Source organism: Desulfurobacteriaceae bacterium (assembly GCA_039832905.1).
Classification (GTDB): Bacteria; Aquificota; Aquificia; order Desulfurobacteriales; family Desulfurobacteriaceae; genus Desulfurobacterium.
This window is the reverse complement of record JBDOLX010000108.1, coordinates 1-20059: the sequence shown is the minus strand read 5'-3', so window position 1 is coordinate 20059 and position 20059 is coordinate 1. Positions and strand designations below refer to the sequence as shown.

General features: G+C 34.9%; 17 protein-coding genes. 4 read left to right on the top strand and 13 right to left on the bottom strand.

What is annotated here, in order from left to right; genetic code table 11:
- Positions 1–245: iron-containing alcohol dehydrogenase (locus tag ABGX27_08265; protein MEO2069480.1), on the bottom strand; the 245-nt coding region annotated here is incomplete at its 3' end.
- Between the two features lie 64 nt (positions 246–309).
- Between ABGX27_08265 and rgy the strand changes: the two genes are divergently transcribed.
- A complete protein-coding gene (gene rgy / locus ABGX27_08260) occupies positions 310–3882 on the top strand; it encodes a reverse gyrase (protein MEO2069479.1) in 3573 nt (1190 codons plus the stop codon).
- Here the strand turns inward: rgy and truB are convergent.
- Positions 3848–4708: a tRNA pseudouridine(55) synthase TruB gene (gene truB / locus ABGX27_08255; GenBank protein MEO2069478.1), complete on the bottom strand. Its 861-nt coding sequence runs from the start codon at positions 4706–4708 to the stop codon at positions 3848–3850. The genes rgy and truB overlap by 35 nt on opposite strands.
- Positions 4690–4926, bottom strand: a complete 237-nt coding sequence (locus ABGX27_08250) for a hypothetical protein (GenBank protein ID MEO2069477.1) — start codon at positions 4924–4926, stop codon at positions 4690–4692. Before ABGX27_08250 ends, truB begins: the two co-directional genes overlap by 19 nt.
- A 342-nt stretch (positions 4927–5268) precedes the next feature.
- Between ABGX27_08250 and ABGX27_08245 the strand changes: the two genes are divergently transcribed.
- On the top strand, positions 5269–5463 hold the full coding sequence (locus ABGX27_08245) for a hypothetical protein (GenBank protein ID MEO2069476.1): 195 nt from the start codon (positions 5269–5271) through the stop codon (positions 5461–5463).
- Here the strand turns inward: ABGX27_08245 and ABGX27_08240 are convergent.
- Genes ABGX27_08240 through ABGX27_08195 form a run of 10 tightly spaced genes read right to left on the bottom strand, consistent with a single transcriptional unit; the run spans position 5453 to position 18595 of the window.
- On the bottom strand, positions 5453–7843 hold the full coding sequence (locus ABGX27_08240; GenBank protein ID MEO2069475.1) for a secretin N-terminal domain-containing protein: 2391 nt from the start codon (positions 7841–7843) through the stop codon (positions 5453–5455). The two genes, ABGX27_08245 and ABGX27_08240, sit on opposite strands and share 11 nt — an antisense overlap.
- Complete coding sequence (locus ABGX27_08235; GenBank protein ID MEO2069474.1) at positions 7840–8283, bottom strand: hypothetical protein; 444 nt, start codon at positions 8281–8283, stop codon at positions 7840–7842. The genes ABGX27_08240 and ABGX27_08235 overlap by 4 nt, the downstream gene beginning before the upstream one ends.
- 2 nt (positions 8284–8285) lie before the next feature.
- Positions 8286–8945: a hypothetical protein gene (locus ABGX27_08230; protein MEO2069473.1), complete on the bottom strand. Its 660-nt coding sequence runs from the start codon at positions 8943–8945 to the stop codon at positions 8286–8288.
- The gene (locus ABGX27_08225; GenBank protein ID MEO2069472.1) at positions 8917–9492 is read right to left on the bottom strand and encodes a PilN domain-containing protein; all 576 of its coding nucleotides are present in this window, start codon (positions 9490–9492) and stop codon (positions 8917–8919) included. The genes ABGX27_08230 and ABGX27_08225 overlap by 29 nt, the downstream gene beginning before the upstream one ends.
- Positions 9479–10528: a pilus assembly protein PilM gene (gene pilM / locus ABGX27_08220; GenBank protein ID MEO2069471.1), complete on the bottom strand. Its 1050-nt coding sequence runs from the start codon at positions 10526–10528 to the stop codon at positions 9479–9481. The genes ABGX27_08225 and pilM overlap by 14 nt, the downstream gene beginning before the upstream one ends.
- A gap of 8 nt (positions 10529–10536) precedes the next feature.
- Positions 10537–11748, bottom strand: coding sequence for a type II secretion system F family protein (locus tag ABGX27_08215; GenBank protein MEO2069470.1), 1212 nt, complete (start codon positions 11746–11748; stop codon positions 10537–10539).
- The gene (gspE, locus tag ABGX27_08210) at positions 11748–13349 is read right to left on the bottom strand and encodes a type II secretion system ATPase GspE (protein ID MEO2069469.1); all 1602 of its coding nucleotides are present in this window, start codon (positions 13347–13349) and stop codon (positions 11748–11750) included. The genes ABGX27_08215 and gspE overlap by 1 nt, the downstream gene beginning before the upstream one ends.
- A complete protein-coding gene (gene gspD, locus ABGX27_08205) occupies positions 13339–15141 on the bottom strand; it encodes a type II secretion system secretin GspD (GenBank protein ID MEO2069468.1) in 1803 nt (600 codons plus the stop codon). The genes gspE and gspD overlap by 11 nt, the downstream gene beginning before the upstream one ends.
- An 8-nt stretch (positions 15142–15149) precedes the next feature.
- Positions 15150–15986 carry a PDZ domain-containing protein gene (locus tag ABGX27_08200; GenBank protein ID MEO2069467.1) on the bottom strand — a complete coding sequence of 279 codons (837 nt, stop codon included), beginning with the start codon at positions 15984–15986 and terminating at the stop codon, positions 15150–15152.
- A complete protein-coding gene (locus ABGX27_08195) occupies positions 15965–18595 on the bottom strand; it encodes a CBS domain-containing protein (protein ID MEO2069466.1) in 2631 nt (876 codons plus the stop codon). The genes ABGX27_08200 and ABGX27_08195 overlap by 22 nt, the downstream gene beginning before the upstream one ends.
- Positions 18596–18664: 69 nt before the next feature.
- Between ABGX27_08195 and folP the strand changes: the two genes are divergently transcribed.
- Both folP and ABGX27_08185 read left to right on the top strand, forming a co-directional pair.
- Positions 18665–19873 (top strand): dihydropteroate synthase, encoded by a 1209-nt coding sequence (folP, locus tag ABGX27_08190; GenBank protein MEO2069465.1) that lies wholly within the window; start codon positions 18665–18667, stop codon positions 19871–19873.
- The coding region (locus ABGX27_08185; GenBank protein ID MEO2069464.1) for a TIGR00159 family protein at positions 19867–20059 on the top strand (193 nt) is incomplete at its 3' end. The genes folP and ABGX27_08185, both read left to right, overlap by 7 nt.

The window sequence follows — 20059 nt, the reverse complement described above, 5'->3', positions numbered from 1 at the left end:
TCTTCTAAAACCTGTTTTGCATTTTCTACGGTTGGGTCAGGTTCTACAAAATCAAAAATTTTTATATCTCCAGATAATTGCTTTTTAACAACTTCAGTATAACCGTTAGAAACTGCTGATTTTCCAGAAATTATTGCGATTTTTTCTGTATTCAAACCTAAAGCTTCTACCTCTTCTCTTAGCTTATAGATCGTTTTTCTCCCAAAAACAACTTTTGTTGGCATGAAGTGTCTAAATATTTTCATGTTACGCTCCCTTGGTTTAGAATTAAAATTATTTCTATTATAAGAAAAAGAATTGAGGTGCTTTATGAAAATTGCTGAATTTAAAAGGATGTGTCCAAACTGTGGCGGAACAATTTCCGATGAACGTTTAAAGCTTGGTATTCCTTGTGAAAACTGTTTGAAGGAAGAAAAAACTTTTTCATCAAAAGACGAACTCTGTAAAGCTTTAGAAGAGAATCTAAAAAACTTCAGAAGTGTTTGCGAAATTACGGAGTTTACTAAAGAATTTGTAAAGTTCTTTAAAGAAAAAACTGGCTTTTCCCCTTGGTCTTTGCAAGTTTCTTGGGCAAGAAGGGTAGCTTTAAAGAAATCCTTTACATTAATTGCTCCAACGGGTGTTGGAAAAACCACTTGGGGTCTAATAACTGCTTCGTTTTTAGAAGGGAAAAGCTACATTCTCGTTCCAACAAGGCTTTTGGTTCTCCAAACCTTAGAAAAGCTTAAAGAGTTTACAGATAAAAGAATAGTTGCTTACACCGGAAAGAAGAAAGAAAAAGAAAAAATTCAAGAAGGAGATTTTGATATTTTAATAACCACAACCAATTTTCTTTACAAAAATTTTGAAATAATTCCTAAACCTTTTGATTTTGTTTTCGTTGATGATGTAGATTCCCTTTTAAAATCAGCTAAGAACATAGATAAAGTGATAAGACTCCTTGGATTTTCGGAAGAAGACATCAATTTGGCTTTAAGGCTTTTAGATCTAAAAAGAGAACTTCCCAGACAGGAAGGCACTAGAAAAAATGAAATCCTTGAAAATATAAAAGAAATAGAGGAAGCTTTAGAAGAAAAGAGAAAGAAGATAGAAAACGTTTTGGTCGTTGCTTCTGCAACATCCCAGCCAAAATCAAACAGAGTGAAATTATTTAGAGAACTTTTGGGTTTTGAAGTTGGTAAAACCGCAGTAGCTCTTAGAAATGTAGAGGATGTTCTAATCTATACAGATAAAAACTTCTTGGAAGAAACTTTAAAGATCATCAAAAAGTTTGGAAAAGGTGTTTTTGTCTTTATTTCTGAGGATTTAGGGAAAGACTACATTGAAAAGGTAATTGAGTTCTTAAACGAAAATGGCATTAGTTCCGTTTCTTATGAAGATTTCACAGTAGAAACTCAAGAAAAATTTCTAAAAGGTGAAATTCAGGCAGCAGTTGGAATAGCAAGTTACAAAAATCCTTTAGCACGGGGAATAGACCTTCCTCAGGCTGTAAGGTATGCCGTTTTCTTAGGCGTTCCTAAAATGGAGTTTAGCGTAAAACCATCTTTGGCACCTTCCAAGCTCTTTGGACTTTTACTTGTTCTTAGAGAACTCATTGAAGATAAAACAAAGGTAATGTCATACCTTTCCTACCTTAAAAGATACCTTACTCTCCGCGAAGAACTACTCGATAACTATCCAAAAATAAAAGAAAAGGTTTCTGAGATAAAGGAATTCTTAGAAAGTCTTCTAAAAGATGAGAAGTTTTTGGAAAAGGTTAGGAGCTCTCCCGACGTTTCTTTGAAAGAGAAAAATGGAGAACTCTTCGTTGTTGTTGGAGATGCTACTGGGTATGTTCAGGCATCTGGAAGAACTTCCCGAATGTTTGCAGGAGGACTTACAAAAGGTATAAGTTTAATGTTTGTTGACGACATAAAGGCACTTTCTTCTCTAAAAAGGAGATTATCGATATTTTTAGAGGACATTTCCTTTAAGGTTCTTGACTATGATAAAGGAAAAGAACTTTCAGAAAAGTTAGGGCTTCCTCTCATTGAGGAAAAGGAAATCTTAGAAGTTTTCAAAAAGGTCGATGAAGACAGAAAGAGGGTAAAAGAGATCTTAGAAGGAAGGATAAAACTTGAAACCAAAGAGATGTTAAAAACAGCGCTTGTTGTTGTTGAATCTCCCAATAAAGCTAGAACAATTGCGAACTTTTTTGGGAAACCTATAAAAAGAAAAGTTCTTGATCTTGACGTTTATGAGATAAACACAGGAGATAAACTTCTCCTTCTAACAGCTTCTAAAGGGCACGTTTTTGACCTTACAACAAGGGACGGTATTTGGGGAGTAAAGGAAGAGAATAACTTTTACGTTCCTATATACGATACTATAAAGATCTGTACTACCTGCAAGGAACAAACGGTAGAAGATATTTGCCCAAAGTGTGGGAAAAAGGCGGACATTGATAAGCTAAACATTGTAAAAGCTTTAAGAGAACTATCACTTGAGATAGACGAAGTCTTTATTGCAAGCGACCCGGATACCGAAGGAGAAAAAATAGGTTGGGACGTTGGAGTAACAATAACTCCTTATCAGGACAAAGTAAAAAGAATGGAGTTTCATGAAATTACAAAATGGGCTTTTTTAGAGGCTTTACGTAATCCAAGAACACTTAATGAGAACCTCGTAAAAGCCCAGATAGTTAGGAGAGTAGCCGATAGATGGGTTGGCTTCTCTCTAAGCCAACATCTTTGGAAAGTTTTTAACAAAAAATGGCTTTCTGCTGGTAGGGTCCAAACTCCCGTTCTTGGCTGGGTGATAGAAAGATACAAGGAAAGCAAAGAGAAAATTGGTCTTTTAGAAGTTGAAACAGAGGTTGGAAGTTTCAGGTTTACCTTAGAAGATATACGTAAATTAAAAAACTTTGTTATTGACAAAGTAAAGATAAAAGTTTTGGAAAAGAAAACGGTTTCTAAAAATCCTCCTCCTCCTTTCAATACCGGAGAACTTTTGAAAGAATCCTCTAAGACTTTGGGACTTTCTGCCGATGAAACAATGAGCATTGCCCAAGACCTTTTTGAAAGTGGTTTTATCACTTACCACAGGACTGATTCTACAAGAGTTTCAACTGCTGGTATGGCAGTTGCTAAAGAGTTCATATCTCAAAAGTTTGGAAGCGAATTTATTATGCTCAGAACTTGGGGTGAAGGTGGCGCCCACGAGTGTATAAGGCCAACAAGACCTTTGGATGCAGAAAATCTTAAAACATTAGTTATGGTTTCCGGTTCAACGTTAAAATTGACAAAAAACCACTTTAAAGTTTACGATCTGATTTTTAGAAGGTTCATAGCGTCTCAGATGAAACCTTGTGAAGTCTTGGAGGTCAAGCTAAAGGTTAAAACCTTACCCCAAGAACTAGAGGTTTTAGAAGAAATCGCCGTAAGTCTTGTTAAAGATGGCTGGAATTTAGTTTTACCACTGAAAATAAGGAAGTTGAAGATAGACTTGAAACCTTCTGAAACCTACTATTTCACTCCATTAAAGGTTGAAAAGAAAAAAGTTCCTAAGGCCTATCCTTACACTCAGGGAGAACTTGTTGAGAAAATGAGAGAAGAAAGAATAGGAAGACCTTCAACTTACGCAAAAATTGTCAAAACCCTCCTTGATAGAAAATACATCGTAGAAAAAGGGAAGTTCTTATACCCAACAAAACTTGGGATAGAAGTTTATGAATATCTTTCTAACCATTTTTCCGATTACACTTCCACAGAGTTCACAAGAGAACTTGAAGCAATAATGGACAAGGTAGAAAGTGGAGAAGAGGATTACCAAAAGGTAATAGATGGTTTAAAACCAATTTTGGAAGCTGCTAGGATAAAACTTTCTGAGGTTTTAAAAGATTAGACTTTACAACGCCGATACCAATAAAAGTATCAAAGACATAAACTTTGTATGTCCCTTCTTTTTCTCTGACTTTCAGCTTTACTCCGTTCTTAAATCTTTTTCCTTCTTCTGGAGAAAGAACAATTTTTGGAAAATCAAGAAGTTCATCTATCGAAATCAAGAATTTTTTTACATTTTCTTTTGTTATCTTGGATAGTGGAATAGCTACTTTTTCATCAACTTTCCCAATCTTTACCCTTCTAAGTTCGGAAACAACAGCACTGCAGGATAAAGACTTTCCTATGTCGTTAATGAGTGATCTAATGTAAGTACCCGAAGAACAGCAAACTTTCAATGTAAAATCTGGATAGTTAAAGTCTAAAAGTTCTAAAGAATAGATTCTTACTTTCCTTGGCTTTAGTTCTACCTTTTCTCCTTTCCTTGCAAGCTCATAAGCCCTTTTTCCGTTTACTCTAATAGCAGAAAAAGGAGGAGGAACTTGTTCTATTTCTCCTTTAAAGTTTTCTAAGGTCTTTAAAAGAGAATCTTTGTCTATTTCCCTACATTCAACCTTTTCCACTTTACCATCTATATCGTAAGTATCGCTTTTAAGTCCAAACGTTCCTTTAACAACATAACATTTATTCTTTTTCAAAAGGTATTCTGAAAACCTTGTTGCCTTTCCAACGGCAACAATCAAAACCCCCGTGGCAAGGGGGTCTAACGTTCCAGTATGACCTATTTTCTTAACTTTTAAAACCTTTTTTAACCTTCTAACAACTTCAGCAGAAGTAATACCTTTGGGTTTGTCTACAACTAGGAAACCGTTTACTGTTGAGGTAGCCATACGTCTCCATCGTTGTTGTTATAGTACTCATAGTTAACAGGATAACAAAGATCCCCATCGTATATCGTAAAGTTTCCAAAATCCACAATAAAGGAAACATCTTCACTATATGTTTCGTTAGAGCTTCCAAGTTTAGCGTTTTCAAAGTTGAAGGTGAGATTTACAACGTAGGTATAGATGACCGAAGGATCTGAAGAAGACAGTATTGCATTCTTCATATCATAGACAGGATTGTAAGTAAACTCTACCGCTATAGGTATCTCTGTTGGATCTGTCGGACTGGTAAGAACTATAGGCTGGCAACCTACACGGGGAATGGTTATATCAATAGGAGGAGCACTTCCTTGTGGAATAAATTCTGCAGTACAATTAACAAGTTCAAGAGTGCTGTTAGAATTTTTATAAAATAAACAAATTTTTCTGGTGGGGCAGTAACAGCAACAGTAGTAGAGTTACTTTTATCAAAGCACACAACATCCTGAGCAACATAATCGAAACCTTCAAGAATATGGTAATTTTCTCCATCTACAGTTAAAGTATCCGCAGTAACTGTTGTAACTGTGGTATCTGTTGTTGTCGTGGTTGTCGTAGTTGTTATAGTTGTAGAGTTTGACGTTGAAGTGGTTGTAGAATTAGTTGCTGCTTCTTCATCTGGTGAAGATGAACATCCAGCAAAAGAAAGTATACCAACAAAGATTAATAATAGAAATCTTTTCAACATAACCAACCTCCAAAAACATTCCTCTATTCTATAACCTCAGGCGTGATAAATATCAGGAGTTTTTTAGTTGAAACAGAGGTGGTTTTTGATTTAAACAACCATCCTAAGAGAGGAATTTGTGAAAGAACGGGAACTCCCGACAAGTCCTCGTTTATTTGCTTTTCGTATATACCACCTATCACAATTGTATCTCCAGCTTTTATCCTAACTTTTGCCTTAGCACTTCTTGTATCTATTGCAGGGTTAGGATTACCAGTGATTTGAGTAATTGTATAGTTCGGAGAATCCTTTCTAACTTCTAAATCCAAGAGAACCTGTCCATCTGGGGTTATGTGAGGTTTGACACTAAGGATTAAGGAGGCTTGTCTAAACTCTACATCTGTAGTTACTCCCGCAGAAGTAGAAGTTGTTTTTATGTATGGTATTTCTATACCTTGAGTAATTGTTGCTTGCTCATTGTCAAGAGTCAATATTTCTGGAGAAGAAACTATTTTAGCTTTTCCATCAAGCTGTAGTGCTTTTAAGGCAACGTTTAGTCTCAGAGTTTTTGCTCTATTCAAAATTCCTAAAGCTAAAGTATTATCTGCAGTAGGAATGTTAAAGACGTTTGCTAAATTCTCAGTTGAAGAAACTAATCCAGGTAGATTCTGAGTATTGAAACCAGCACTTCCTTCTATGTAGTAGGATGGATAATTGTAACCACTGACTCCCCAAGATATACCTACATCTTTCTCAGCTGTGGATTCTACTTGGACTATCTTTGCTTTTATTCTTATCCTTTTTCTAGGTTTATCTACTTCGCTTACTATCCTTATTACATTTTGATAACCTGCAGGATCTCCTTTATAAATTAGAGTATTACTTCTGGGATCTACTGTGATAACTCCAAAAACCTTCTTATCTTTTGATTGATCACCCTTTAAAGTGATTGTATAAATAAACTTCTTTTCGTCCACATATTTGCCTTTCGTTGGATCCCAACGTTTTACTGTAATATTTTTCTCTTCAAGTTCTCCAAGAACGGATAGGGCTTCTATTGCCTTTTCTGGAGATAAGTACTTAAGCTTAATAGTGTAAACATCTTTAGGTAGTGCATCTAAAGAAGCTATTATCTTTTTAAGTTCAAGGTATGTTGACTCTCTAACTTTTAAAATCAAAATGTTGTTTTTGGTATCTGCAAGAATAACTTCCTTATTTTCTTCTTGCAACTGTCGTGAAAGTTTAGTTTCATTTTTTAAGTCTTTTTTAGTATCCTGAGAAGTCTTCGCTTCTTCCTTAGAAGAATTTGTTTTTTGTCCAGTTATATTTTGAACTCTTTTTCCCTTTTCTTTTTTACCAAAAATCTTGTTTTCATCCTTGTAGTTAAGATTATCATCTATTATAACCTTTATTGACTTTCTAGACAAAAGCTCCGCAAGTTTATCAGCTACATATTGTGCTCCTACGTGTTTCAAGTGAACAACGAACAACTTAATAGGCTCTTTCACCTTAGGAAGAACTCTCACCGTTCCATTTTCTTCAACAAACGTGAAACCTTTTACCTTTAGAACTTTATCAAGTGCATCTTTCCAATAAACAGGTTTTTTCGAGAAATCGATACTTACTTTCCCTTTAACTTCTGGGTCAATAATAACGTTTACTCCTACAACATCTGCTATTGCCTTTATTACAGCTCTTATATCTGCATTCTCGAATCTAAAGGATACAAATTCATTTTGTCTTTCTTTTTTCTTTTCTTTTACTTTCTTAGAAAATATTCTTTTTGTTTTTTCGCTCAACAGGAAGCTAACTTCTAAAGCCTTTTCCTCTTTTCTCCAGATAACCTCCGCCACTGAGAATCCCTTTGTTTCAACAATTATAGAGTCTTTTTCCATTAAAACTCTCTTTATCAAAGGATTTTTGAAGCTTTTTATGGTAGCGTTTCCAAAGTTCAATCCTATGGTTTTAATGATTATGTTGTTACCTTTACGGGAATAGGTAACTTTAACAGGGTTCTCCAACAAGTCTATTCGTAACTTTAGTCTTTTATCGTTTTGGGATATGTTGAAGGTTGGTGCTTTATCTGAAAGCAATGATAACTTTATGGAATTCTCATTTATCTCTGTTTGGAGTTTCGCTTTATCTTTTAAAAGGATTGTTACAAATGTATCATTTTCCCACGGTTTAATATTTACAGACTCAACAAATCCCCTTTCTCCAATAAAGTAAGGTTTTGTTATTGCACAATTTCTTATCTTTAGATCTATTCTACGAGAATTTTTTATTATCGGTTGAAGGTCGCAACTCCCTTCCTTCTTAAGCAAAATCTCTAAACTGCTTCCGTCGTAAATAGCACTAATATCCTTTATTGTTCCTCCTAAGGATGGAAGAGAGAATACCATAGATATTAACGGAATAAGGTATTTACCTTTCATTGTTTTTCCTCCCTAACAAACTGACCGTTCACAACTTTCCAAACGATAAACTTTCTTTTCATCCTGCCATTTAGCTTAAAAAATTTGATAAAGACAACTTTATTGAAAGATACCCGTACAAGTTTTGTATCAGGAGAAATAGCTGTTCCTTTAGAGAGAGTATATATACTACCATCCCAACTTTTCACTACAACTTTGTATCCGGAAGCTGCACGGATAACCCCTTCTACGAATATATTGTCCGGATCTAGATTTAAGCTTGTTTTAAAAATGGACACCTTCTCTACTACATCTTTCTTTTCCTTTTTCTTATAATTCTTATCAAGTTCTATTAACTTTTTGTAAGGGTTAACGAACGGATCCACTTCTACTCCAGCGTTTGCCGAACCATTTATAAAGACTAAAAATATAGAAACAATAAAAAGAAGTTCCTTAAACATACTTACCTCTTGAGTATGAAAGATTTTATAGTTACGTCACCAACCACCGTATAGTTCTTTTCATCATTGCCTTGAAGATACACGTCTTTTATTAGAATTATTCTTCCGGCACTAGACACATTTTCCAACCAGCGGATAAACGTTGGATATGTCGTCTTTACACCAATTTCATAGACAACAGTAGTGTAGTAATCTTCCACCTTTTTTTTCTTTTTAGACTTTGATTTTTTCCTCTTTTTCTTTTCTTTATCCTCTTTAGCCTTACCGCTTCTTTCATTTTCAGTAGTTAACCTTTTGAAATAGGTAACCCTTAGCTTCTCTCCTTCCTTGTAAGCTATAGCTTTTATAATGTCTGCTACCTCCTCGCTTCCGGTTGGTAATTTTTCCTCCAATGAAGCTATCTTCTCTTTTAGATCCCTTATCTGATCTTCAAGTTCTTTTTTCTTACGTTTGGTAAGTTCAAGCCTATTAACAATAAGCTGTAAATTGGTCATTTTTTTTCTTTTTGTTTCTAAAGTTTCTTTCAAAGGTGCAACTCGTACAAAGTAGAAAACTATATTAAGCAAAATAGCTAGAATGCTAATAAACAGTATCTTTTGCCATCTTGGCAGTTCCTTCCACTTGCCAAGGATACTACTTAGAATTTCCTGAAGTTTTTCCATTTTCCATCTCCACGTTTAAGAGGAAATGTTGATACTCTATAGTTTTATTGAGATTCTTCAGTTCGATAGTTTTAAGCTTCACATCTTTCAAGTAGGTTTTCCCCAATCTCGATTCCAGTTTCTCTAAGAAATCATGAAGTTTTCCCATATCCTCTGCGTTTCCAACAATGCTCAGTCTTTTACCTTTTGAAGCCAAAACTTCCAACCAAATTCCATTGACATTTTCTTTATTTCCAAAAAAGTACAAGTAATTTGGAATTTTCCTTTCTTTCTCTAGCTTTTCAATAACCGCGAGTTTTTTCTCTAGTTCTGCTTTTACCTCTCTTAGTTCTTTTTCCTTTTTCTCTAAAGTTTTCAAAACGTTCCTTTGTTGTTCAAGATAAGTAATCTTTCTCTCAACTTCTGAAATCTTGGATCTAGTAGAAACTTCTGAGTAAATATTAAACCCCATAAAAATTGTAAAAATAAGAGATCCTATAATAAACTCAGGAGTTAAGAGTCTCTCTGCAAGTGAAGGTTTTATATTGGCAAAGTTAAACCTTAACATCACTATCACCCTTATATCTTAAGCTTAACCCTACAGCTATTCCAAACTCTTCACTTTTACTTTCGTTTTTAAACTTAAAAGGTTTTCCTTTAAAAACTTCTTTTTTACTAACGTCTTTAAATACTTCTACAATACCTTCTAATTTTGAAGAACCACCGTAGAGATAGATTTTATTAACATCCATGTTAAACCGGTCTTTAAAATTGTCTATTGTCCACAATACTTCTGTAACTATTTTCTTAATTGCTTCCCTTATTACTTTATCAAAAGCTTCTTCATAGGTTATGTCGTTTACAGTTTCCCCCTTTTTAAGGCTCTCCGCTTCTTCTACACCGAGTAAAAACTCTTTTTGCAGATGTTCTGTAATAGAGTTTCCTCCATATTCAACATTTCTTGTTATATAAGGATATCCCCCAAAAGAAACTACTATCTTCGTAAAGGTAGCACCTATATCAACAATACATACAGGGGATCCAGTTTCGTCGGGATAGTTAAAGTAAAATTGATTGCTTATAGTTGCAGGCTCTATATCCACCACCACAGGTTTTAGACCTGCTTGCACAACAATACCTATTCTTTCTTCTAAGTACTCTCTTTTTATAGCAGCTACTGCTATATCCAAATTGTTATTGTCTATGGAGACAGGCAAAACTCTATAGTCTACCTTTACTTGTGCAAGCTCTTCGGGAGATATTATACTTTGCATATAGTTCATTACAGCTTCTTCTGGAGGCTGAGTAGGAGGAGAACTAATAACGCTGTAAAAGCAAGAAACAAGAGGTATATGAATAGCCACTTCTTTTTCTTCTATAAGGTTCATCTTTAAAATTTCTTTTACGTACGAGGCCAAAGTAAAAGCGTCAACAATTTCTGATCCGGCAAAAACTTGATCTTCATAGATAATTTCTCCTTTTACTTTTAACGAATAGTTCTCTTTCTGTTTTTCAAGTTGAACAAGTTTAATGCTGTAGGTTCCAATGTCAATACCAGGAAGTAGTCGTTCTCCTCCCCATAAAAAGTTCTCAATCCATTTCATTCTTTCTCCTATAGTTTCTTAATGGTACTTATTTCTACTATAGGTAGTAGTAAGGCAATTATTATAAAACCTATAACCATTCCAACTATTAACATTATAATTGACTCAAATAAAGAGGTCAAGTTTTTTATTTTAGTATTTATCTCTACTTTCAGAAATTCTGACGATTTCAAAAACATATCGGCTAAACTTCCACTTTTTTCACCAGCTTTAATTAATTGAACAACAATGAAAGGGACATTTTCCAATTTATTGGTTAGAATTTTTGTTAACCTTTCCCCCCTTTCCACTTCTTCTTTTATAAGTAAAAACATTTCTTGCAAATATTCGTTTCTTAAAGCATTTATAGAAAAGTTAATAGCCTCACCAATTGGAATTCCTGCCTTTAGTAAGTTCCCAAGAGTTTCAAAAAAATATAAAAGTTCTATGCATAAAAAGAGAAACCCTAGAATAGGTGTCTTTAATTTAAGTTTATCTATAGTTTTCTTTTTTTTTCTTATTAGGAAAGAGAATAGCAAGGCTAAAACAAGGATAGAAAGAAGAAGAAACCAAAAATCATTTACAAGGAAGTTGCTTATAGCAAGTACAATTTTGGTACTGAGAGGTAACGATAGCTTCATTGAATCGTATATAGAAACAATTTTAGGAACAACAGTTGTTAGCATAAAAACGATAACTCCCAAACTAACCACTACTAAAATAACAGGGTAAATTAATGCTCCTACAATAGTTGACCTTACCTCTTCTTTTCTTTCAAGAATGTCGGAAAGAGTTAATAAGTTTTCAGCCAAAAAGCCTCCTTTCTCTCCTGAGGATACAAATGCCAGTATTACTGGATCGGTAACTTTAGAAAGCTTTAGGGATTCAGAAAAACTCTTTCCTTCTTTTAGGTTTACTAATATCTGGGAAATAAACGCTTTCTTCCTATTATCTTGAACTTCATTTATGAAAGATTCCAAAGCTTCCACTAAGGGAATACCTGCCTCAAGAAGATTTGAAAGAGTTTTAAAGAAAACTCCTAGTTCTTTTTGAGAAAAAGGATTTTTTCTAACAGGAAACAGTGAAAAGTTCTTGTTTTCTGTTTTTTCTTCCTTTAGTTCGTAAGGAAAAATTCCTTTAGACTTTAATAAAGCTATGGCATTTGCTTTGCTGTTTGCTTCAATTATCCCTTTAATTTCTCTTCCATTTCTATCTATTCCTTTATAGGAAAACACAGCCATTATCTTACAACCCTTAAAACTTCTTCTGTGGTTGTAATTCCAAGTTTTACCTTTTCAGCCCCGTCCATTTTAAGAGTTTTCATTCCTTTCTTTACTGCTATTTCTCTTAGAATATCGGCATCCTTGTTATCAAGAATCGCTTTGCGAATTTCTTTATCAACAAAAAGCAGTTCGTAAATTGCAGTTCTTCCAGAGTATCCCGTGCCCATACACTTCTCGCAGCCTTCACCTTTAAAAAACTTCCCTACGTAACCAAGGAGGTTAAGTTCTTTCAGTTCCTGAAAAGAAGGTTTATAAGAAACCTTACAGAAGGGGCATATTTTCCTTACAAGCCTTTGAGCAACAACCCCGATAACAGAAGACGCTACAAGATAGGACTCAATTCCCATATCAAGAAGCCTTGTTATAGATGTTGCTGCATCATTTGTATGGAGAGTGGAGAAGACTAAGTGTCCAGTTAAAGCTGATTGAATAGCAATTTCTGCAGTTTCGACATCCCTGATTTCCCCTATCATTATTACATCTGGATCTTGTCTTAGAATACTCCTTAAAGCATTTGCAAAAGTGAGACCAATTTCGGGTTTCACTTGAACTTGGGATATGCCGTTTAGTTGGTATTCTACAGGATCTTCTACTGTAATTATGTTCACTTCTTCATTGTTTATTTCCGAAAGAGCAGCATATAAAGTGGTAGTTTTTCCAGAACCCGTAGGTCCAGTTACTAAGATTATCCCGTGGGGATTATAAATAAGTTTTTCAAATTTTTCGTAATCTTCCGGAAGTAATCCAAGATCTTTTGTTGAATAGAGAACACTCTCTTTCAAAAGAAGTCTTAAAACAACTCTTTCTCCAAAGTAGGTTGGAAGGGTTGAAACACGAATATCAACCTCTTTTCCCCCAACTTTTACCATTATCCTTCCATCTTGGGGAAGCCTCTTTTCAGCAATATCAAGCTTTGCCATTACCTTAAGTCTTGAAACTAAGGATGGAACCTTTGAAAGTGGTACTTCCTTAAATGTCTTTAAAACACCATCTATCCGAAGTCTTATTCTCATTCTATCTTTAAAAGGTTCAAAATGAATGTCGCTTGCTTTTATCCTTATAGCGGTTAAGAGAATATCGTTGATAAGCCTTATTATTGGGGCATCTTCTTGAGAAATTAAGAGGTCTTCACCGTAGGAAGAATCAAAGACTTCTTCTAGATCTTCCTCTTCTACTTTTTCTTGAAGAGTTAAAAAACGGTTTATTTCGTCAAAGGGAATAACTATGACTTTTACAGGCTTTGAAAAAAACCACTCAAGCTTCTTTACTCCTTCGGTGTTAAAAGGGTTATCGGTAGCAACCATAACCTCGGTTTCCGTTTCTTGTAAGGGAATGAACCTTTCCTTTCTAATAAATGAGGAAGGGAGTTTTTGGAAAAGTTCCTCGTCTATACTTTCCAGTTTTTCTCTAAAGGGAATCCCTACACTTTCAAATATTTCTTTCGTTTTTGGTGAATCCCACTTTAAAACGCCAACAGCTTCTTTAAAAGAGGAAACTTTTTTTTCGGGAATGAGTTTTTCAGCTTTTAATTTATCCAAAAACTCACTTTCACTTAACATTCCCGCCCCTTAAAACTTTTTGGAGAAATTTTCTCTTTTCGCTTGTAAGTTCTTCTTCCTCTTTCTCACTTCTTACGACTTTTGGAGTAATGAAAATTAAAAGGTTAGTTTTCTCTATCTGGTAGCTTTTTCTTCTAAACAGCGATCCCAAAAAGGGTATATCTCCAAGAAGGGGAACTTTTTCTGTAGTAATGATCTTCTTGTTCTTTGTTAAACCTCCAATGACAAGCGTTTGTCCATCTTGAACGTTGACCGTTGTCTTAGCCTCCCTTTTGGAAGTAATTGGTGCCGTCTGATCTGCATTAGCATAACCTACAACATCTTCTACTTTCGCGTAGATTTTTAACTTTACTCCATTACTTGCAGTTATGTGGGGGGTAATTTTCAAGGTAATACCAACATCCTTGTAGTCATAGCTTATTACGGGGTTGTTGTTTGTATCGTACTTTACTCCGGTAGAGTATGGAAGAACGCTTGTTATGTTTACTTCTGCTTCTTCGTTATCAAGAGTAAGAACTTGGGGAGTGGCAACAATGTTGACGGCTCCTACCTTAGCGTAAGCGTTTAAGAGAAATCCAATGTCTGGAACGTTGTCCCGCCACTTTGCAACTCCGAAAAACAGACCTCTAGGTTGAGGAACGTCCGATACTTTGGTAGGAACAACAGGAAAATTGTAAATACTTCCAGCAAAAGGAACAAGATCACCTCTATTTAAAAGCTTCCACTCTACGCCAAGCTGGGAGAGTTTATCAATTGACATCTCTACTATCTGAACTTCTACAAAAACTTGTGGTCTTTTAATGTCTATTCCGGATATAATTCTTTCAACTATTCTAAAATCCTTAGGATCTGCTAAAACTATGAGGGAATTACTGGATTTGTCAGCTACTACTTTTACGCTTCTATTAATTCCAAACTTCTTTCTTAGATCTCCTTTTAACAGCTTGTTTAAAACCTTTTCTGTATCTTCTGCAAAAGCGTAATTTAGACGGATTATGTGGAGATACCCGTCTTCTAAGTTAAACTCTTTATCGATTTTTGGAAGTAGTTCTTTTATCCTTTCAATAACTTTTGGAGTACCTACAACAAATAAAGTATTTGTATTCTCATCAAAAACAATGTGATAGTAATCTTTCCCAGGTATGGGAAAACTTTTAACAAGATCCTGTGCAAAACTTTTATTGAAAAGTTCTCTAAGTATTCTGGCAACATTTTTTGCTTTGTTGTGTTTTATTTCAAACGAAACTACTTGAAAGTTTAATGGCGATTTATCAAGCGTATCTAAGACGGTTTTTATCTTCTTCACGTTCTTTTCTTTATCAGTAATAACCATAGCATTGATACTCTTGACTATGCTGAACCTTCCAACAGGAGAAAGAAGATTTCTTACAAGACCTTGTATATCGAGGACTAAAATGTGCTGAGGAATTATGATATAAGTAAGAACTTTTTCTCCTTCTTTTACCTTTCCACTTTTAACAAAAGAAGATTCCTTCGCAACTTCTCTTTTCTTTACTATCTTTATGTAGTTTTTATCCTCTACTGCTTGATATCCAAGCTCATCGAGGGCGGCGATATAAAGGTTTAAAAGTTCCTTCTTAGGAATAGGTTTCGAAGATATAACAGTTATTTTTCCCTTTAAAAAGTGGGGAACTATAAAGTTTTTGCCTGTTGCTTGGCTAACCAGTTTTGTAAGATCCTTTATATCAAGAGAATCGGCATTTAGTTGAACGGTATTTTCTGCTCTTGCTAAGGAAAAAAGAATTAAACAGAAAAAAAGTACCCTTAACATATCTTCCCTCACTCGATTTCGTACTGAAGTTTTATTTTCTTGCCGTGTCTCAATAGAGTGATAGTAATGGAATCTTCGGTCTTTAACCTTTCAAACGCTGAAAAAGAGTCTTCCAGCGTTCTTATTTCCAAATCGTTTACTGAAATGATTACGTCTCCACGTCTTATTCCCAACTTATCTATGAAACTTCCCCTTCTAACAAAGAGAACCCTTATTCCCTTGGGATTCTGTGAAGGAGTAATTCCTATATCCTTTAAAAACTTTCCAGATGAAAACTCTTTCAGTACTTCTTGCCTTTTAACTCTAAACACTTTACTTCTGAAAGAAGTTCTCTTTTTCTCAGGTGAGTACTCAGCCAACTTATTATCCACGTTTTTTGTCTTCTTTTCCTCAAAAAGCTTTAAGGTAAATTTCCTATTTCCGTCTGTAAAAATAGCAGAATCAGGAAATACCTTAAGCAACGTTAAATCGTCTAACTTTTCCCCTTTTCTTAGAATTTTTACCTCTTTTTTCCCTTTCTTTTCTAAAACTACAAATCCGCTATTTTTTCCAAGAACTATAACCCCTCGTAAGACAAAATTGTCAAGAGTTTGGAACTCTTTAAACTCTCGTCTTTTTTCTGTTTCTTCTTTTTGTTTTTCACTTTTCTCAAACTCTACGTTAGGTGATCCAAAAGGAAGATTTGTTTCAAGGTTAATCGGTTCAGATCTACTTTTTGAAGAAGCTTGAGATGATACTTTAAAATGGACACAAGGAGTCAAGTTAAACAGAAAATATGAAGAAACAAAAGATGCTAAAGAATAAGAAAAAGTTAAAATTCCTATTAAGACAGTTGCTTTAAGCATTCTTTTTTAACAAACTCCAGTTGTTCTTCTCTGTCTTCAGGTAGTTCTCCATCAAGAACTTTTAAAACAATTTTATCCAAAATCTCTTTAAAAAGGGGACCAGGACTTAATCCCAACTTCTTTAAGTCTTCTCCATTTACTAAGGGTTTTTTAAATCTCCACTCCTTTAGGAATAAGAGTATTTTTTCCCTTATCTTGTCATCTTCTTCTAAACCTGCCAAGAAAAGAGAAAACTCCTCTGGTAAAGTACTTAGTATCCTATAAATCTCGCTGTTCTTTTCTATTTTCTCCAGTTTCTTTAAAACACGGAAAGATTTCAAGGCTAATTCTTTTATTGTTCTTTTTTCCTTCTCAGGAACAGACAGTTCTGATAAGTAGTTCTCTATAACATTATAAAACAATCCAGCAAAAAGTGCTGCAAAATACAGAAGGTAGTACTTTACTTCCTTTTCAGGGAAAGTCATCTTGTGCCAAATGACTATTTTTCTTATTCTTTCAAAAAGATCTTTTTTCTTCTTATCCCAAGAAACTTTTGGGAAGAGCGTTTTTAAAATTCCATAGTGTTCAAGTTTGTTTAAGACTCTTAAGGGATTGTCCTCTAAGAATATCTGTTTTAGTTCGTGATAAATCCTTCTTCCTTCAACCGTTTTAAAAAGTTTTTTCTTTACGGCTATTTTTAAGAGTTTTTCCGTATGCTTTCCAAGCTCAAACCTGTACCTTGTTGCAAATCGTAAAGCTCTAAGTATTCTCGTTGGGTCTTCTACAAAGGATAAAGAATGTAAAATCCTGATTTTTCCTTCCTTTATGTCCTTCAACCCGTTAAAGAAATCTATCAGTTTTCCAAATTCACTTTTATTTAGTTTTATAGCTAAGGTATTTATCGTAAAATCCCTTCTGAATAGGTCTTTCCTCAAAGGTGCCATGTCAACTTCTGGAAGTGCTCCTGGAAACTTGTAGACTTCAGTTCTTGCAGAAGCAAAATCAATCCTAAAGCCGTCGGGAAATATCACAACAGCAGTTTTAAACCTATCAAAGGTATGAACTTTTGCTTTTAACCTTCTGGCAACCTCCCTTGCTAAAACTCTTGCATCTCCCTCAACTACTATGTCTATATCAAAGTTCTTCCTGCCTATTATGAGATCTCTAACAAATCCTCCAACAACATAAGCGTTAACACCAAGTTCGTCTGCTAATTCTCCTATTTTTTTAAGAAGGTTAAAGATTTCCTTGGGTAAAGATTTAAGTTTTTGAGAAAGATTTCTGAACTTTGGAAATGAGCTTAGTCTTTTTTCATAAAATTTCAAACTTTCTGAAAAATCGTCTCTGTAAAGGTTCATTAAAAGATCTGTTCGGGTTATAACACCTACAGGTTTCCTGTCCTCTATAACTGGGATAAATGACTGATGTTTTTCAACTATTATCCTCTCAACTTCGCTTAAAGGAGTATCCATCGAAACTACTGAAAAATCCCTTTCCATAACTTCGGATACTTTTTCCTTTGAAAGCCCCATGTAATCTGCTTTATCAAGGAGAGCCCTATTTACCACACCAACAAGTTTTCCTTCTTCATCTACAACAGGTGCAGCATTTATGCCATTTTTCATAAGAAGGTTCCTGGCATCAGCTACAGAGAAGTCTTTTGGAATAACAATAGCAGGAGAGGTCATTATGTCCTTTGCCCTTTTTAAGGGTTCTACAGTTTCTTCAAGAACTCTGTAAAGTTCTTCTAAAACTTCAAAGACAGTTTTTTCTTTAATTGAACTTGATGCTGCTTCCTTGTGTCCTCCTCCTCCAAAAGCACTTGCTATTTTCGAAACATCTATCTTTGAAGTTCGGGATCTGCCTATTAGAAAAACTGTATTTTCAAATTCTGCCAAAACAATAACGGCTGGAAGTCCAGAAATTTCTAAAAGTTTACTTACTAATGGCGCTATGTCTCCAACATAAGCGTCAAACCTCGCAAAAGAAATACCTATTGGATTGCCGTTAATCTCTAAAACTTTTAGGTTATCTTTTAAAGTCTTTAAAAGGTCAAGCTCTTTGTCCGAAAGTTCAGTCGGTAAATACTTCTTTACAAATTCAATGTTCGCCCCAAGGGATAGAAGGTACGCTGCAGCTAAAAAATCTAAAGGAGTCGTTGAAGGGAATCTAAAAGAACCAGTATCGGAATATATCCCTGTAAGCATAACGGATGCTTCAAGGGGAGAAGGAGAAAGATTTTTTCCTTTTAAAATTAAAGCCATTAAAGAAGTAATTGACCCCGATCCTTTAAAGTGAAAAATGACATCTTCAACTTCAATGGTTTTTGAGTGGTGGTCAAAAATCTCTACCTCTACTTTACCACTTTTAACGAGTTTCGAAAGTTTATCTGGAATCCTGTCTATATTGTTAGTGTCAACTATTACAATTTTATCAACGTCTTCTTCTGAGAAATTACTTTCCTCTACAAACTCTATTACATCTGGATTTTCAGAAAGCAGTTTAACAACATCGTTGCCCTTAGTATCTGGAAGAACAACTGTTGCGTCTTGGAAAAGTTTTTTGGCTGCAATTACTCCACCAAGGGCATCCAAATCCATATTTTTATGGGTTGTTATTATCGTTTTCATTGGACTCCTTAAATGAATATAATTAAAACACGTTATCCCCTGTGAATTATAACGATTTTGGAGAAGAAAATGTTCATAACCGTTAGAAACTTCAAGAGCAAGGAAGATTTGAAGAACTACCTTCTTTGTATAGGAAATACCGAGATAGGATCAGAAATTCTTTCTTCCAAGGGGTTTATTCTGAATATAGAAATTCAAGGAATTGATACAAGGGCTGCAAACATTCTAAAGCAAGATGCTATCTCTTTGGGTGGAGATTGTGCTGTTCCCAGAAAGGCCTCAAGTTTTGAGAAAGGTACTTGCACTGTACTTTTAATGATTACAGAGAGGGGACTTAAGAAACTTATTGAAAAGTTGAAACTCCAACCTTTTGGTTTGAAAAAGCTTTCTGAGAAACTAGAAATCCTTCTTAAGAATTACCGTAAAGAGGACTTCTCCATAGAATGTCGAGGAAAGAAGCTTAGTTTATCCACACCAGTCATAATGGGAATCTTGAATGTAACTCCCGATTCCTTTTCAGATGGTGGGGAGTTTTTTTCTCTTGATCGTGCAGTAAAACACTGTGAGGAAATGTTAGAAGGTGGAGCCAAGATAATTGATATTGGAGGTGAGTCTACACGTCCAGGTTCTTTGCCTGTACCGATAGATGAAGAAATCAAAAGAACAATTCCCGTAATTGAGGAAATCAGGAAAAGGTTAGGTGATGACTTTTTCATCTCCATAGATACTTACAAGTCTGAAGTAGCAAAAAGGGCACTTGATGCTGGAGCAGACATTGTAAACGATATTAGTGGTTTCCACTTTGACAGCAGAATGGCTAAACTTGTGGCAGAGAGAAAGTGCCCCGCAGTAATTATGCACATAAAAGGCACTCCTAAGGATATGCAGAAGAACCCTTACTACGAAGATGTAATAAAAGAAATAATGGAATATTTTGAAAAAACAATTGAAAATGCTGAGAAAGAAGGAGTGAGGCGGAGTCAGCTAATCATAGACCCCGGTATCGGTTTTGGGAAAAGGCTTGAAGATAATTTAACTATCTTGAGAAGACTTTCTGAATTTAAAATATTTGGGATCCCAATTCTCATTGGAACTTCAAGAAAAAGTTTCATCGGAGCAATAACTGGTGAAACCGATCCTAAAAAGAGAATAGAAGGAACTCTTGCTTCCCTTTATGCTTCCGTAATTAGGGGAGCAAAAATCTTGAGAGTTCACGACGTAAAGGAAACTAAGAAATTTCTTGATGTTCTTTTGGCGATAGAGGAGGAATATTGTTAGAAACTATCCCTAAGATAACCTTTTGGGATATTATAGACATCCTTATAGTAGCCTTTCTTATTTACCGGGTCTTTTTATATCTTTCTGAAACAAGGGCTATTCAAATCCTTGTAGGTTTATTTATTCTGCTTGTTTTCAGAGTTATTGCTAAGTTTCTGCACCTTTATACGCTCTCCTTTATTTTTA